The organism is Microbulbifer hainanensis (assembly GCF_014904735.1).
Taxonomy (GTDB): domain Bacteria; phylum Pseudomonadota; class Gammaproteobacteria; order Pseudomonadales; family Cellvibrionaceae; genus Microbulbifer; species Microbulbifer hainanensis.
Genome location: NZ_JACZCR010000024.1, coordinates 20,472 through 35,507, shown reverse-complemented (window position 1 = coordinate 35,507; position 15,036 = coordinate 20,472). Strand labels below are relative to the sequence as shown.

Annotated in this window: 11 protein-coding genes; 2 read left to right on the top strand and 9 right to left on the bottom strand. The window is 61.9% G+C overall.

Annotated features, from left to right (window positions below; translation table 11 throughout):
- Window positions 1-7: 7 nt before the first annotated feature.
- The 9 genes from IG168_RS08280 to IG168_RS08240 form a co-directional block, all read right to left on the bottom strand.
- Window positions 8-1,390, bottom strand: a complete 1,383-nt coding sequence (locus IG168_RS08280) for a hypothetical protein (RefSeq protein ID WP_193163803.1) — start codon at window positions 1,388-1,390, stop codon at window positions 8-10.
- A 120-nt stretch (window positions 1,391-1,510) separates the two neighbouring features.
- Complete coding sequence (locus tag IG168_RS08275; protein ID WP_193163802.1) at window positions 1,511-2,395, bottom strand: helix-turn-helix domain-containing protein; 885 nt, start codon at window positions 2,393-2,395, stop codon at window positions 1,511-1,513.
- Window positions 2,392-2,589: a PIN domain-containing protein gene (locus IG168_RS08270; protein WP_193163800.1), complete on the bottom strand. Its 198-nt coding sequence runs from the start codon at window positions 2,587-2,589 to the stop codon at window positions 2,392-2,394. The genes IG168_RS08275 and IG168_RS08270 overlap by 4 nt, the downstream gene beginning before the upstream one ends.
- Window positions 2,590-2,790: 201 nt before the next feature.
- Entirely contained in the window at window positions 2,791-3,501 is a 711-nt protein-coding gene (locus tag IG168_RS08265; RefSeq protein WP_193163798.1) for a DUF6445 family protein, read from the bottom strand.
- A 13-nt stretch (window positions 3,502-3,514) separates the two neighbouring features.
- Entirely contained in the window at window positions 3,515-4,231 is a 717-nt protein-coding gene (locus IG168_RS08260) for a SapC family protein (RefSeq protein ID WP_193163796.1), read from the bottom strand.
- 69 nt (window positions 4,232-4,300) lie between these two features.
- Window positions 4,301-5,890: a tryptophan halogenase family protein gene (locus IG168_RS08255; RefSeq protein WP_226876701.1), complete on the bottom strand. Its 1,590-nt coding sequence runs from the start codon at window positions 5,888-5,890 to the stop codon at window positions 4,301-4,303.
- 249 nt (window positions 5,891-6,139) lie between these two features.
- Complete coding sequence (locus IG168_RS08250; protein WP_226876699.1) at window positions 6,140-9,262, bottom strand: TonB-dependent receptor; 3,123 nt, start codon at window positions 9,260-9,262, stop codon at window positions 6,140-6,142.
- A gap of 217 nt (window positions 9,263-9,479) precedes the next feature.
- Window positions 9,480-10,565 (bottom strand): FecR family protein, encoded by a 1,086-nt coding sequence (locus IG168_RS08245; protein WP_193163794.1) that lies wholly within the window; start codon window positions 10,563-10,565, stop codon window positions 9,480-9,482.
- Window positions 10,562-11,125, bottom strand: a complete 564-nt coding sequence (locus tag IG168_RS08240; protein WP_193163792.1) for a sigma-70 family RNA polymerase sigma factor — start codon at window positions 11,123-11,125, stop codon at window positions 10,562-10,564. The genes IG168_RS08245 and IG168_RS08240 overlap by 4 nt, the downstream gene beginning before the upstream one ends.
- Window positions 11,126-11,342: 217 nt before the next feature.
- On the opposite strand from IG168_RS08240, the gene xylE reads away from it, so the two are divergent.
- Window positions 11,343-12,794 (top strand): D-xylose transporter XylE, encoded by a 1,452-nt coding sequence (gene xylE / locus IG168_RS08235; protein ID WP_193163790.1) that lies wholly within the window; start codon window positions 11,343-11,345, stop codon window positions 12,792-12,794.
- A 192-nt stretch (window positions 12,795-12,986) separates the two neighbouring features.
- A complete protein-coding gene (rep, locus tag IG168_RS08230) occupies window positions 12,987-15,020 on the top strand; it encodes a DNA helicase Rep (RefSeq protein WP_193163788.1) in 2,034 nt (677 codons plus the stop codon).
- The last annotated feature ends 16 nt before the right edge of the window (window positions 15,021-15,036 follow it).

Below are 15,036 nucleotides of genomic sequence, written 5' to 3'. Positions count from 1 at the left end.
GAGACAATCAGGTTTCGTTGGGCTCGGCGGCGGGCGCCGTAGCGGCGCGGCGCCACCGCGGAATATGGCCGTTCACCGCCACCAGCAGGAACACCGCCACGGCGAGTGCTGTCCACACATCGAACATCGCCAGCATATAGCCGATCACCAGTGCGCTGACCATTTCCAGCGGCTTCTTCACCAGCGGTGCGGCCACCATAATGCAGGCGAAAGCCGTCAGCGCCAGCGTCAGCATCAGGGCGATGGTCATCAGCGGCTTGATCAGGCTGATCCACGGCCAGCACAGATAGATCAGCGGCAGGCCGTATACATAGTAGGAGCCGATGCCGCTGCGCAGGTCCACAACCTTGTCGCGCCCACTGCGCCAGGCCTGCACCACGACCGCGTGCACGCCAGTCCACAGCACCCCCTGGAACGGGAACATCGGCGCAATCACCGCGGAGACCGCGTTGCGCGTGGCCACGGCCACCTGGGTGCGCTCGAAGTTCAGGTCGATGGGATCGTCCGGACGCTCCCCCTGGGCGCTGCGGATCATCTCCGAGCCGGTAATGAAATCGCCGAACAGGATCACATAGGCCACGAATGCCAGCGGCAGCACTTCCAGATACATGGTCAGCGGCGGCCAGCCGATCGACAGCGGCGATACCTTGGCCAGGGTTTCCGCTACCGGCGGCAGCAGCCACCCCCACTGCACATCGAACTGAACTTCACCCACGGCCATGCCGACAAGAGCCGCGGCGAGGAAACCAGGCAACAGGCCCAGACTGGAGATGGCATCGACGATGCGGCTCTTCGCGCGCAGGCGCTGGATCGGCGCGGAGAAGGTAAACAGCAGCGCTACGACCAGCGCAGTGGTGGCACTGATCGGGTGGCTTTCAAACAGGGCGACGTCCTTGACGAAGACCCGGTCGAGCGCCGAGATTGCCGCCCCGAAAATGATGCCCGCCTTCAATGCTGCCGGCAGCGACGCCATGACCCGCTTCGACAGGCCGGTGAGGCTGAACAGCAGCGCGATCGCCGCCAGGCTCAGCGACAGCGCCGTCATCACCTGGAAGCGCACCGGCCCCTCCGGGTAGCCGCTGACGATGAACGTCAGTACCAGCGGAAATGCCGGTGTCAGCATGCCCGGCGCGAAGGGCTCGCCGAACAGCAGGAAAGACGCGCACAGCACCGTATTCGCCAGCATGATCAGCGCGAGCGCCTCCTCGAAACTGAGGCCGAAGTAACCGGTCATCACCGGCGCCATGATCAGGCTGGTGCCGCTGGCCACCACCAAGCCCTGGAGCATCTGGGAGGGCACGACTTTCAGGTGCAGGAGGGGAACGCGCAGGGAGAATTGCCCCCAGCGCCAGCCGCCGGAAGCGGCGGTTTGATTGGACTTGTCGCTCATCGCTGATTGCCTCTGGTTATTTTTATAGGGGCACATTAGGGGTACAGCAGCAATCACTTTTGACTGCTGGGTTCAGCTTAAGTCGACGGCGGCATTCCCGCCATTATTTCCGAGGTAAGATCAGCGCTCGCTGGCGGGGTCCTGCCGCAGCCCGCGGTACAGCAGCGGGTGGTCCGCCGGTACTGCCGCCAGCTCGCCATGAGTCAGCAGCGGTTTGCCGTCGTCGCGGTAGAGGCGGCCGATCAGCAGGCGCGGCTGTACCAGCTGTGAGGTAGTGGACAGGGTGTCGTTGTAGACGGTGATATTGATGATGTCGCCATCGGCGACCAGCGCCACCGGGTAATCACTGGTGTGTACCAGCCGTTTGGCGAGCTGTTCCCAGTCGTCCGGCACGGCATTGGATGCGCGCAGCCGCTCCAGCAACTCCCAGCCCTCGGCCTCGTTCCCCTGCAGCGTTTCCATGGTCAGGTACAGGGCCAGACCGCTGGCCAGTGCGGTACCGTTGTACAGCAGCGGGCGCAGCCCCTTCGGGCTCATCATAAGTTCGTAGATATTGGCATCGCCCTCCAGCAGCTCGGCGTCCACCCGCGGCAGGAAAAACGCCAGCCAGGCGCGGTTCACCGCCAGCAGGCGGCCGAAGCTGTCGTGCACGAAGGCCGGAGTCGGTTCGCTGCGCTCAAGTCCCACGCGCATGGATTTGTGGATCCAATGGGTCAGTTCCGGGGAATCGAACAGCGACTGGTCAGCGGCGTAACCGGCGGCCGCAAACAGGTAGGCGCGGTCCCGCGACGACAGCTCGAAAGTGTCTGCCAGGGTCTGCACGACGATGCGCGACGGCATCGAACGGCCGGTTTCGAGGAAACTGATATGCCGGGTGGACACGCCCAGCGGGCCGGACAGCTGCTCCTGGGACAGGCCGCATACCTTACGCCAGAAATGCATCAGGCGGCCGAAGGCACTCTCGCCTTTGGATTTTTCGACCAGGGACAGCGGGGACGACTTCACGCGTGGCGCTTCCCGTTGTCGACGACGCCGAAGCCCATCGTGACCGGCACCCAACCAATTACGCGCGACGGCCGCCCCCACATTGGCTGGTTATCCGTCAGGGTAGTCTCGGTCTGCGCTCGCTCGGCGGCACAAAACAGGGCCTCCCTGATCACCACCGAACTGGCGTAGGCGTCAATCCAGATTATCGTCATTAGTCATTTTCCTCCGCCGCTCTGCCCGGCGACGGGCACTTGATACACGAGTCCCGGCCCGACGCAAATTGGAAACAGAGTTATAACGAACTGCTGGCAGGATGTATATGCGGCTATGGAGCCCGCGATGCCGGGCTGGAGCTCAGCGTTTCCTGTAGCGGGGGCGCTTGGCATGCGCCGCTTTGAAGTGGCAAACCTGCCTCAGGGGCCGAAGCGGAGAAACGTGGTCGCAGTCAGGCGCCCATTTGCCGGATCAGCGGAGAGACCGGCAGCGGGATCGATCAGACCTGAATGCAGCTGGTTGCCGCGGTAGATGATGGCCCGATTGAAGCGCGCCTCGACGCGGGCAATCTGTTCGAACAGCTCGCTGTCGCCAGCGACGTAGCCTGGCGCAGGTGGCGACGCCAGCACCTGCCGTTTGAGCTGCGCGGCGTAGCCTTGCAGCCGCCCGGTATCGATGGTTTCGAAGCCACTGGCGCGATGGCGGTAAAAGGCGGTACCGCCGAAGTGAGCGGGGCACAGGTAGTGGACCACGGCCAGTTGGTTCGCATCGCCACTGTCGAAGTGCGGCAGTCGCTGGATCGGTCGCAGTTGCCCGGGCACGGTGGTGGCCATGGACAGGGCGCACAACAATGACTGCGCGCGGGCGGCGGCGGGCAACCCGAATACCTCGTGCAGCATCTCGCCGAGTGTTTGACACAGGTTGTCGGCGTAGACCGCCGGCAGTGGCTTGCGCACACCCGGGTAATAATCGCCACTGCGGGAGTGAAACGGTGTTCCGGATTCGGCAAATGCGACCAGCGCGTCCGGTTGCGCGGCCAATCCATCAATCACCAGCAGCGGCTGTTGTTCCCGACCGAGTCGGCGCACCTCAATTCGCGGCGCTGCACTGCAGGAAAATTCCGTCGACATGGTGCCGTCTGTATCAGGCTGCCGCACTTGCAGCGTCACGGGCGTTGCGGCGCTCGATCAGCGCATAGAGATGCCCGAGCGAGGTCAGCATGGTGTAGATGTGGCCGAGTTGGCCGTCGCCGCTGAGTTGTCGCAACGTGTCGCCATCCAGGTTCTGCAGCTTTTCTTCATCCACGGTGTAGAGCCCCTCCATTTGCTGGGAGTCGCCGCTGGCGAAGGTCACCTCCAGGCGCATCGGCACAATCAGCTGCAACTCCTGCAGGCGCTGCACCAGTTCAGCGCCCTGCCTCTCTCCCTCGAGCAGCTCGCCCAAAATACCCTGCATTTTTATCAGGTAGGCGGTGCCGCTGCCGTCGGCCTCGAACAGCGCCTCGCCGCTCTGGCCAATACAGGGGCTGTCCTCGTCGATACATACCAGCGGCTGGCCGTTTTCATCGGTGCCGACGAAGAATGGTTGGCGCATAATATTCAGCGGTGTATACAGGGACTGCCACGCACCATCATTCCAGTAGAGGTTTTCTCCCTCGGCGAAACCGAACAACGCGACGCAGACAAACTGGCCGGTCTCGGCGTTCTTCGTTAACGCGATCGGGTAGTCAATCGCCAGCTTCAGGAACTCACCCGGCATCACTGGCACCATGCGCAACGCAGCACCCTGCTGCTCGATGCTGCCTGTGTCGATAAGCAGTCCGCGGTGGTATTCGCTGTCGAGCGCGACCAGTTTGGCCATGGTTGCTACCTCTCAATGTTTTTTTATTTGATTCGAAATTGGTTAGCGCGCGAGGCACGCTTTTAACCATCAGATGGCCTGCAGGCCGTACTGGTGAATTTTTTCCAGTAACTCGCGGTGTTTCGGCAGTGCCGCCAACGCGCGCGCGGTGGTCTTGCGATTGGCGGCAAAGTGTTCCACCGCGACGCTCTCGTCGCGCAGCCGCGAGGCCGTGCTATCTAAATCCGTCTCGAAGCCCATGCCGTAGAGCACATACTGGTAACTCGCCGCCGGGAACACCTCGTTGTTGCTGGTGAAGTCGCAGTTACCCGGCGGGCGATAGCGCCACAGCGACATCAGCTCCTGCAGGCTGTCCGGCACCGAGGCCGGATCGCGATTGTCGCTCCAGAAACTCTCCTCACGCTTGCTGAGCAGATAATGCAACTTGAGGAAATCGACGATGCGGTCCCAGCGGTAGCGGAAGATCTCATTGAAACGGCGGGCGGTGATATCCATTACATCGCGGCGCGCGGGCAACTGTTCGGCGATCATCTCCGCGGACAGCTCCACCAGCACCAGCGCCGAGGCCTCCAGCGGTTCCAGGAAGCCAGCGGACAGCCCGACCGCCACGCAGTTGTTGACCCAGAATTTTTCCCGGTGACCGCTGTGAATCGGAATCTCGCGCACGGACAGTTTTTCGATGGCCCGTCCCACATAAGCACGCAGCCGCAGCTCTGCCGCCTCTGCGCTACTGTGCGCGCTGGAGTAGACATAGCCGACGCCGCGGCGATGGGTCAGGCCGATATCCCAGATCCACCCGGCATCCTGAGCGGTGGAGATTGTGTGGCAGGCGATCGGGTCGTCGGCATTTTCGTAGGGTACCTGTACGGCGAGAGCGCGATCGATAAACAGCACGTCGCTGCGGTCAATAAACGGCACCCTATAGTGACCACCGAGCAGGCGCGAAGCAAAGCCGGTGCAGTCGACAAAAAGATCGCCGGCCAACTCGCCGCTATTGCGCGTGACCAGTGACTCGATATCGCCGTTGGCGGCGGCGTTGACCGACAGCACCTCGTCGCGCAGGTAGCGCACGCCCAGTTTTTCTGTGCAGTGGCTCTGAAGGAAATCGGCAAACTTGCCCGCGTCCAGGTGGTAGGCGTAGTTGGCCACCGAGGCGTATTCCGGCGTGGTCATCTGCTTTGGTGCCAGGCCGCTCTCACACAGCTGCTCCTGGTAGCAGACCGCATTGGAAAAGGACAGGCCTTGCCCTTTCAGCGACTGCTGCCAGTGGCGCGAGAGATCCATTTTGGTGAAACCCTGGGGGAGCACCAGCGGGTGGTAGTAATAATCGTCGTCGCCGCCGTCTACCCAGCGTGCGAACTTTGCGCCCTGCTTGAAGGTTGCTCCGCACTCGCGCAAAAAATCGCTTTCGGCGATGCCCAGCTTGCGCAGTGTATTGCGCATGGTCGGCCAGGTGCCCTCGCCGACGCCGACAGCGGGGATACCCGGCGCCTCGATCAGCGTAACCTGCACACCGCCCTCGCTCCCACCATCGCAGGAGTGCATCGCGGCAATGCGGCCGGCGACAATCCAGCCGGCGGTGCCGCCGCCGACCACAACTATGGATTTTGTCGGTCTGTTGCTCGCATCTGTCATCGCCGGTCCCGTTAACTCAGTCATGTTTTCTGATTTTTATTCTTCATTCTGCATCTGGCAAAAAGGGCCGCGGCCCGTTGCCGGGCGGCGACCAGAGAGAGACAACAATGGTCTAACTTGATGCCCAACACAATTGCTGTTTTCCGCTCCCCGCGGCACGCGAACGCGCCGCACGCAAACCGGCAGCGCAAGCGGCCGGTTTGCTGGAAGCCGGGGGCGGACCTGTGCCGCCCTGGGCACGCGATCAAAAAATCAGGAAAAGTTTTTCACCGCTTAAAAGGTCGCCCTCAACCCGAGCGCGAAGCGCCGGCCGCTATCCTCCGCCAACAGGAAATGGTTATCGTAGCGACCGTGCTTGAGCAGTATTTCATCGGTCAGGTTCAGGCCTTCGAAAAATACCGTCACGCTGTCGTTGATATCGTAACTGGCGCTCATATCCCACTGCTGGTACGCATCGACGAAGGTCGGCTCGCCGCTGACGTTCTGCACCAGCGACTGCAGGAACTCGTCGCGCCAGTTCCACGCCAGGCGCGCCTGGAAGGGGCCGCGCTCGTAGAATCCGACTACGTTCAGCGAGTCACTGAGACCAGTCAACGCGAAGGTCTGGGTCACGTCGTCGACATTCAGCTCCGCATCGCTGTCCACCAGGGTGGCGTTGGCGATGATACCGAAGCCATTGGCGAAGCTGTGCTGCATCGCCAGTTCCAGGCCGTCCACGGCAGCGCTCTCGCCGTTGCTCGGTTTGGTCAGGGTGAACACCGCCACACCGTCGTTGGGATCCACCGCGTCCTGCGGATTTTCGCCCGGGGCGATGGAAGTGATATCGCCGGTGGACGGATCGGTAACCAGCTGGCCGTCGCTGTTGGTAAAAGTCTGGTCTTCAGTTGAGCTGATAATGAAGTTATCCACATCCTTGCGGAAGTAGCCCACGGACACGTAACTGTTGTCGCCGTAGTAATACTCCAGCGACAGGTCAATGTTGTCGGACAGGAACGGCTCCAGCGCCTCGTTGCCGGAGCTGGAGCGCAGGTTGCCACCCTGACGGGTGGTGTTGAGTACCGATACCGGCGACAGCTGGCCCAGGGTCGGCCGCGTCATGGTACGGGACGCAGCGAAGCGGGCCACCAGCTCGTCGGTAATTTCCAGCTTCACATCCAGGTTCGGCAGCACCGAGTGATAGTCGTTGTCGGCGCTGACCGACTGCGGCGCGCCCACGACTGCCTGCAACTCGGTCTGGTCTAGAATCTGCAAGCTTTCCAGCGGCGACTCGGTGCCATTAATGGTGACATCGGTGCTTTCCACGCGCACACCGGTGTGCGCGGTCAGCGGCATGCCGGCCAGCTCGCCGGCGAATTCCAATTCCATATAGCTGGCGAGGACATTCTCCTCCACCTCGTAGGAGTTGTTACGGCGCACGGCGTCATAGCTGATACCGCCAATTCCCTCCAGATAGGCGAACAGCTTCTCGCCGTCGTGGGCGAGCCACTTGGTGGTCAGGTTATCGTGACCGCTGACACCGCTGAGGAAGTCGGAGCCGGCATCGAACACGTGCATGAAGTCGTCCGGAATATCGACATTTTCCGGATAGCCGCAGAAGGTGCAGTGCACGCCGTTGGCCTCATCACTGAAGTACTCGTTGCTCTTGGTCTCCTGCGAATAGAGCAGGCCAAACTTGGCACGGGTCAGGCCGCTGGTATTGCCCTCATCCCAGACACCGTCGAAGCGGTACTGGTTGACGCGATCGTCGGTAGCCCAGCCGCGACGCAGCATCACGTGGGCGCGGCCGTTGCTCGGGTCGAGGTAATTGCTGACCCCGGCCTGCACGCCGTCGGCGTTGTAGATATCCGGATTGGCGCTCTGGAATTCACTGGAGTAAGGCAGTGTCTCACCGGGCAGTATTTGTAAGCGCGAGCGGTTCAGGTAACCGATCAGCGACAGCTGGTTCTCGCCGCCATTGTTGGCAGCGCGCTTGGCGCCGGAGGTGGACGCGTCAAAACTGAGATTCAGGTTTTCCGTCGCATTCCAGTTGGCGTTGATGCCGTACTGGGAGGTACTGGTCAAACGGTCGAATTTCTTCGAGTGGAAGTCGGTTGCGTGGCCCACTTCCTGGAACATGTCGATGGCGGTACCGTTTTGGTCCAGCACCACGTTTTCCAGATTGTCGGCCGTGAACCAGTGGCCGAAGGAAGTGGCATCGGTCTCGATATCGAAGTCGGAATAGATACCGTCGGCGGTGATCTGCAGGTCGTCAGTGGGGGCGAACTGCAGCACCAGGCTGCCGCCGGTGCGGGTGCGCTCCTCGAAGGTCACCTTGGTGTCGAAGTTCTGCGGGATAAAGGTGTTGTCGGTACGGCTGGCAGAGGCGTCGATCTCGCTGGGATCGACATTGCCGAGCACATTGGTGAGCCAGCCATCGGTCTGCGCCTGGTTCAGGCGCGTGCTGCGCTCCTGGCGGGAGACCGACAACAACACACCGAATTTGCCATCGGCGAAAGTATCGCTCACCAGGCCGGAAACCTGCGGCTTGGAGTCGCCACTGTTTTCGTCGTAGAGACTCTTGACGCTGCCCGCGACCTTGAGTCCGTTGAAATCGAACGGTCGCGCAGTGGTTACATTCACCGTGGAGCCGACACCACCGGACTGCTGGGTAGCGGTCGAGGTCTTGTAAACCGCCAGGCCCTTGACCAGTTCCGAGGCCAGCGTGTCGAAGCTGAATTCGCGGCCCTGGTTCTCGGTGGCCATCTGGCGGCCGTTGACCAGCACGGTGTTGAACTGCGGGCCGAAGCCGCGCACGGTGATCAACTGGCCCTCGCCGCCGGAGCGGTCGATGGAGACACCGCTGATGCGCTGCAGCGACTCGGCCACATTGGTGTCGGGGAACTTGCCGATATCCTCTGCGGAGATGGCGTCCACCACGCCATTGCTATCGCGCTTCACGTCCATCGCGCGCTGCAGACTGGCGCGGATACCGGTTACCGATACTTCTTCAATCGCACTCGTTTGTTGTACATCATCGCTCTGCGCCTGGGCGCCGGTGGCGCCGACCATGGAAGCCATGATCGACAGAATGGCACTGGACAGCTGGTTCTTCTTATACACTGTGCTCGACCCTCCAATGGGATGTCCCGCTGTTATTGTCAGCTGGCCACCGTCGCCCACCATTGCCTTGAGGCCCGTGCCCTCGAGCAGCATTGCCACCGCCTCATCAATCGGGTAGCTGCCAACCAACTGCTGCGCCTGCACTTCCCGCACAGCATCGAACGGGAAGATCAGGGTCAGGTCGGCCTGCTCGGCAAATTCCGTGAGCGCGATGTCCGCTCTCTGCCGGGGAATATTGAAGGGAGTTATTTCGTGAAGGCGAGCGCCATCCGCCAGCACAGATGAAGCACTCATCATTAGCAGGCTGAAGGTCAAACTCTGAAATAAAGCCCCGTCGTCTTTCCCGGACGCCACTGTTTTCGCGGCGTGGTTAGAAGACGACTCGGCTATAAATTTCCGCCATCGGATCACTGTTTTTAGTACATCTAGTTATTATTTTTTTCTCTCGACCACAGGCCATATAAATATTTCCTTTTTTCGGCCTGCAACATTTATTTTCATTTATTTGGCAGGTCTAGTGCCCCGGCCGCGGAGCGTCGCTGTCGCGCGCACCCGGGGCTACCTCGGTGCGCGGCCGCAACACCACGGTGCGATCGTCGAGGCGCTCGCTGGCAATATCGAAATTGTCGTTCAGGGTGCGCAGCAGGCCCTTTACATCGCCGGTGCGGAACAGGCCGGCCACGCGCACGTTTTTCAGTTGCTCGCCCTCGAGGCGGAAGCGCACCGAGGTATAGCGGCTGATTTCCTCCACTGCCTGCGCCAGCGGCTCGCCGCGGAATACCAGATTGCCGGTGCGCCAGGACAGTTTTGCATCCATATCCCCCGGCGCTATCTTCTCTACCTGCTCCGGCTCCGGTTGCGCCTCGTTCATCAGCAATCGCTCGCCCTTGGACACTGCCGTCGCCGTCGCCGGCAGCGGCGGCGGCTCGCTGCGCTCGTCCTGATCGGCGACCCGAACCCGGCCCTCGGTGACGATCAGTTCCACGTTCTTGTCACGGCGCAGCTGCACATTGAACGCGGTCCCCACTGCCTGCACCACCCGGCCAGCGGCTACCACGCTGAGCGGGCGCTGCTTGTCGTGCGCCACCTGAACATTGATCTCGCCGCGATCCAGATCAATGAGGCGACTGGCGCGGGTGTAGTGTACGCGCACCAGACTGTTGGTATTGAGCACCAATACCGAACCGTCCGGCAGGTTGACAGTAGAGTGCTCGCCCACGGCCGTCTCGTACACTTTATCCATATTGGAAACCAGCTGCGCGCCCGGCAACGGCAGTTCGCCAAGCTGCACGCCCGCCTGCCAGAGGGCTGCGCCCACCAGCAGCAATACCGAGGCAGCCGCGGCCCACCAGCGGTGGGCGAACCGCGGCTTCTTTTCCACCGGAGCCGGGAACAGGTCGGCGAGGCGCGACAGCGCGTCCATCTTGTCCCACAACTCAGCCACCTGCATCAGGGTATCCCGATTGCCGCGGCTGTCAGCCAGCCAGTGCTGCAGATCGCGCGTCTCACCCTCGTCCAGCCCGCGATCGAGCCGCGCTATCCACTCGCATGCCTCATCCAGACTGCGCTCGCGATCGGGTAACCGGTAAACGTTGTTCATGAGCACCTCCCGCTGTGCGCCGGCGAGGCCGCTGCTTCCGGAGTGCTACTGTTGCGCCGCTGCAGCATAAACAGGGTGCAGCGCTTGATTCCTGTGGCGATATGCTTTTCCACCGTACTCTCACTGATATTCAGCTCGCGGGCGATCTCCCGCTGCGAATAGCCATAGACCTTTTTCAGCACAAACGCGCGGCGGCACTGGATCGGCAACTGCCGCACTGCCTCGCAGAAATGTGCGAACTCCTCATGACTGGCAACTATCTCGAAGGTCCGGTCAGTCGCAGGACTCAGGTCCATACCCAGGTCGAGCTCTTCCTCGATGCTCACCGTCAGCCGCGACTCCGCACGCTTGACATAGTCGAGCGCCAGATTGCGCGCCGTGCGCAGCATAAAGGAGCGAGGCTGCTCGATCGCATCCCGCCGGGCCGCCTGGCAGACGCGGACATAAGTCTCCTGGACGATGTCCTCGATCTCCTTTGGCGGCGCGATGCTGGATACCAGCCGCGCCAGACTGCCGCGGGCCCTCATAAAGAGATCCGCCAGAGTCTCATCATTCGCCATAAAACCGCTCTGATTCTTGAAATTATTATCGTTGCACGCAGGTAGACGACCCGGGAAAGATTTTCCCCTAGTAGCCCGAATACTTTTGCAAAAAAAGTTCGGTCGCAGGGATTTTCGCTTTTCTCCCCCAGTGGAATTGGGTAGATTCCGGTCACTCTTTGAACACCCAAGCACCGCGAACCGGTCGTGAATAAAAAAGAATAACAGGAGCCACAGCATGACTGCAGAAAACCTGGGCCAGATCCGCCTACTCACGCTGGTCGCCTGTCTCGGCGGCCTGCTGTTCGGCTACGACACCGCGGTCATTTCCGGCACCGTCGCCTCGCTGAAGAGCCACTTCATCCTGCCCCAGGCGCTGGGCGAGGCCGAGGCCAATTCACTGCTCGGCTTCGTGGTCTCCAGCGCGCTGATCGGTTGTGTCGTCGGCGGCGCTATCACCGGCTACCTGAGCCATCGTTTTGGTCGCCGCCGCATACTGCTGCTGAGCGCGGTACTGTTCAGCGTGTCCGCGCTGGGCTCGGCGCTGCCGGAACTGGGCTTCGCCGCGCCTGGCGGCGACTATACGGCGCTGCAACAGTTCGTCCTCTACCGCATTCTCGGCGGTATCGGTGTGGGCATGGCGTCGATGCTGTCGCCGATGTACATCGCCGAGATTGCCCCGGCCAAGGCCCGTGGGCGCCTGGTGTCCTACAACCAGATGGCGATTGTGTGCGGCATCGTGGCGGTCTACTTCGTCAACTACGGCATTGCCCTGCATGGCGACAGCGGCTGGAACCAGGCCTGGGGCTGGCGCTGGATGTTCGCCTCCGAACTGCTTCCGGCGCTGCTGTTTTTTGTACTGCTGCTGCGCGTACCGGAAAGCCCGCGCTGGCAGGCGCTGAACGGCAGCCCTGAGCAGGCGCTGGCGACGCTGACCCGGCTGCAGGGCGCCGAGGCGGCACAGGCGGCAATGCGCGAGATCGAGCAATCCACCAAGCAGGTCAGCGGCAAGCTGCTGTCTTTCGGCATCGGCCTGCTGCTGATCGGCATCATGCTGTCGGCCTTCCAGCAGTTTGTCGGCATCAACGTGGTGCTCTACTACGCACCGGAGATCTTCAAGAGCATGGGCGCCGGCACCGATGCGGCCATGCTGCAGACAGTGGTGGTCGGTACCATCAATGTGATCTTCACGCTGGTTGCGATCAAGACGGTGGACCGTTTCGGGCGCAAACCGCTAATGATCTCCGGCGCCCTGGGCATGGCGGTGGCAATGCTGGCGTTGGGCACCAGCTTCGCGCTGCAGGCCACCGGCACCGTGGCGCTAATATTTATGCTGCTGTACGTGGCCTGCTTCGCCTATTCCTGGGGCCCGGTGTGCTGGGTGCTGCTGGCCGAGATATTCCCCAACAGTATCCGCAGCAAAGCGCTCGCGGTGGCCGTGGCCGCGCAGTGGCTGGCCAACTACCTAGTGTCCTGGACCTTCCCGGTGATGGACGGCAACAGCGCGCTGGTGGAGCGTTTCCACCACGGCTTTGCCTACTGGATTTACGGCCTGATGGCACTGCTGGCGGCGGGCCTGGTCTGGAAACTGTTGCCGGAGACCAAGGGCAGGACCCTGGAGGAGATGGAGGCGCTGTGGCAAAAAGAACCGGCCGCAGACGGCAGTGCCCAACCGCTCCCGCAGAGCTGAGTGGCCGCCCGGTAATGAGAAAGCCCGCGCCCGCGCGGGTTTTTACGTTTCGGCGCGCACAGCGACCGGCCCCAGGAGGCCCCCGACTAGCCGTGGAGTGCCGGTCAGGTGTGAGCAGTCACCAACACGGATGTTATTCCCCGCGAGACTGGTAGAATCGCCGCCCAAACCCGAATTGTGATGTAGCTCCGAATGACCAAGCTGAATCCCCGCCAGGCGGAGGCGGTGAAGTATATCGACGGCCCCTGCCTGGTACTGGCCGGTGCCGGCTCCGGCAAGACTAGCGTGATCACGCGCAAGATCGCCTACCTGATCGAGGAGTGCGGCTATCAGGCGCGCAATATCGCCGCGTTGACGTTCACCAACAAGGCCGCGCGGGAGATGAAGGAGCGGGTCGGCAAGCTGATCAAGGAGCCGGACGGCAAGAAGTCCAAGGCCGCCCACGGCCTGACCGTGTCCACCTTCCACAACCTCGGGCTGAATATCCTGCGCAAGGAGTACCGCGCCGCCGGCTTCAAGCCCGGCTTCTCCATATTCGATGCCGAGGACGCCCGCGGCCTGATCAAGGAGCTGATGCTGCGCGACGGCGACCTGGACACCGACCTGCTGGACCGGGTGCAGAACCAGATCTCCAACTGGAAGAACGACATGCTCACCCCGCGCCAGGCCCTGGAACAGGCCCAGAGCCCCGGGGAGCAGGCCATCGCGGTGGCCTACGGGCGCTACTGCGACGCCCTCAAGGCGTACAACTCCGTGGATTTCGACGACCTGATCCTGCTGCCGGTACAGCTGTTCGAACAGGACCTGGAACTGCTGCAGCGCTGGCGCAAGAAGATCCGCTACCTGCTGGTGGACGAATACCAGGACACCAACAACTCCCAGTACCTGCTGGTGAAACTGCTGGTGGGCGGCCGCGGTGGCCTCACCGTGGTGGGCGACGATGACCAGTCGATCTACGCCTGGCGCGGCGCGCGCCCGGAAAACATGAGCCTGCTCAAGCAGGACTTCCCCAGCCTGCGCCTGATCAAGCTGGAGCAGAACTATCGCTCTACCAGTCGCATCCTCAAGGTGGCTAACCACCTGATCGCCCATAACCCGCACGAGTTCGACAAGGCGCTGTGGTCCGACCGCGGCCTCGGCGAGGAGATCCGCGTGCTCAAGGTGACCAATGAAAACGAGGAAGCTGAGCGGGTCGCCAATGAGATTTTCCTGCAGAAGAGCCGCCGCGGCTGCAAGTTCATGGACTTCGCCGTGCTCTACCGCGGCAACCACCAGGCGCGCCTCATCGAAATGAAGCTGCAGGAAAACCAGATCCCCTACCAGATGTCCGGCGGCACCAGCTTTTTTGCCCGCGCCGAGATCAAGGACGTCATGGCCTATCTGCGCCTGCTGGTGAACCCGGACGACGACAACGCCTTCCTGCGCATCATCAACACCCCGCGCCGGCAGATCGGCACCAGCACGCTGGAGGCGCTGGGCAACTACGCCAAGGGCCGCGAGATCTCAATGTTCAACGCCTGTTCCGAGATCGGCTTCAAGGAGCACATCAACGAACAGGGCTACGAACGCCTGAACCGCTTCGCCCTGTGGCTGGAAGGCGTGCAGCGCAACTGCCGCGACAACAGCCCGGACGCCGCGCTAAGAGAAATGCTCGAAGACATCGACTACGCCGGCTGGCTGTCACAGAACGCCAGTAGCGAGAAGGTGGCCGAAAAGCGCATGGAGAACGTCTACTGGCTTCTTGAAAGTCTCAACAAGACCATGGAGGGCACCGACGACGAGCTGGAGCAGGACGTGCGCCTGGAACAGGCCATCTCCAAGTTGATCCTGCGTGACATGCTCGACCGTCAGGAAGAGGAAGAGGCCACCGACAAGGTCAGCCTGATGACCCTGCATGCGGCCAAGGGCCTGGAGTTCCCCCATGTGTTCATGATCGGCATGGAGGAAAACCTGCTGCCGCACCGCAACAGCATCGAGGACGACAATATCGAGGAGGAGCGCCGACTCACCTACGTGGGCATCACCCGCGCCCAGCGCACCCTGACCATGACCCTGGCCGGCAAGCGCAAGATGTTCGGCGAGAACCAGGACACCACCCCCAGCCGCTTCCTCGACGAACTGCCGGAAGAGGACGTGGAACTGGAAGGCTTCGGCCAAGCCACCCCGGAGCAGAACCAGGCCAAGGGCGAGGAGATGCTGGGGTCACTGCTGAGTATGTTTGATTGAGGCGCCTTTAAACAAA

Bases quoted from the DNA above. Each gene is read 5' to 3' on its own strand.
- IG168_RS08245 (WP_193163794.1), bottom strand. From the start codon at position 10,565: ATGAACAACGTTTACCGGTTACCCGATCGCGAGCGCAGTCTGGATGAG.
- IG168_RS08280 (WP_193163803.1), bottom strand. From the start codon at position 1,390: ATGAGCGACAAGTCCAATCAAACCGCCGCTTCCGGCGGCTGGCGCTGG.
- IG168_RS08270 (WP_193163800.1), bottom strand. From the start codon at position 2,589: ATGACGATAATCTGGATTGACGCCTACGCCAGTTCGGTGGTGATCAGG.
- rep (WP_193163788.1), top strand. From the start codon at position 12,987: ATGACCAAGCTGAATCCCCGCCAGGCGGAGGCGGTGAAGTATATCGAC.
- IG168_RS08260 (WP_193163796.1), bottom strand. From the start codon at position 4,231: ATGGCCAAACTGGTCGCGCTCGACAGCGAATACCACCGCGGACTGCTT.
- xylE (WP_193163790.1), top strand. From the start codon at position 11,343: ATGACTGCAGAAAACCTGGGCCAGATCCGCCTACTCACGCTGGTCGCC.
- IG168_RS08265 (WP_193163798.1), bottom strand. From the start codon at position 3,501: ATGTCGACGGAATTTTCCTGCAGTGCAGCGCCGCGAATTGAGGTGCGC.
- IG168_RS08255 (WP_226876701.1), bottom strand. From the start codon at position 5,890: ATGACTGAGTTAACGGGACCGGCGATGACAGATGCGAGCAACAGACCG.
- IG168_RS08240 (WP_193163792.1), bottom strand. From the start codon at position 11,125: ATGGCGAATGATGAGACTCTGGCGGATCTCTTTATGAGGGCCCGCGGC.
- IG168_RS08250 (WP_226876699.1), bottom strand. From the start codon at position 9,262: ATGATGAGTGCTTCATCTGTGCTGGCGGATGGCGCTCGCCTTCACGAA.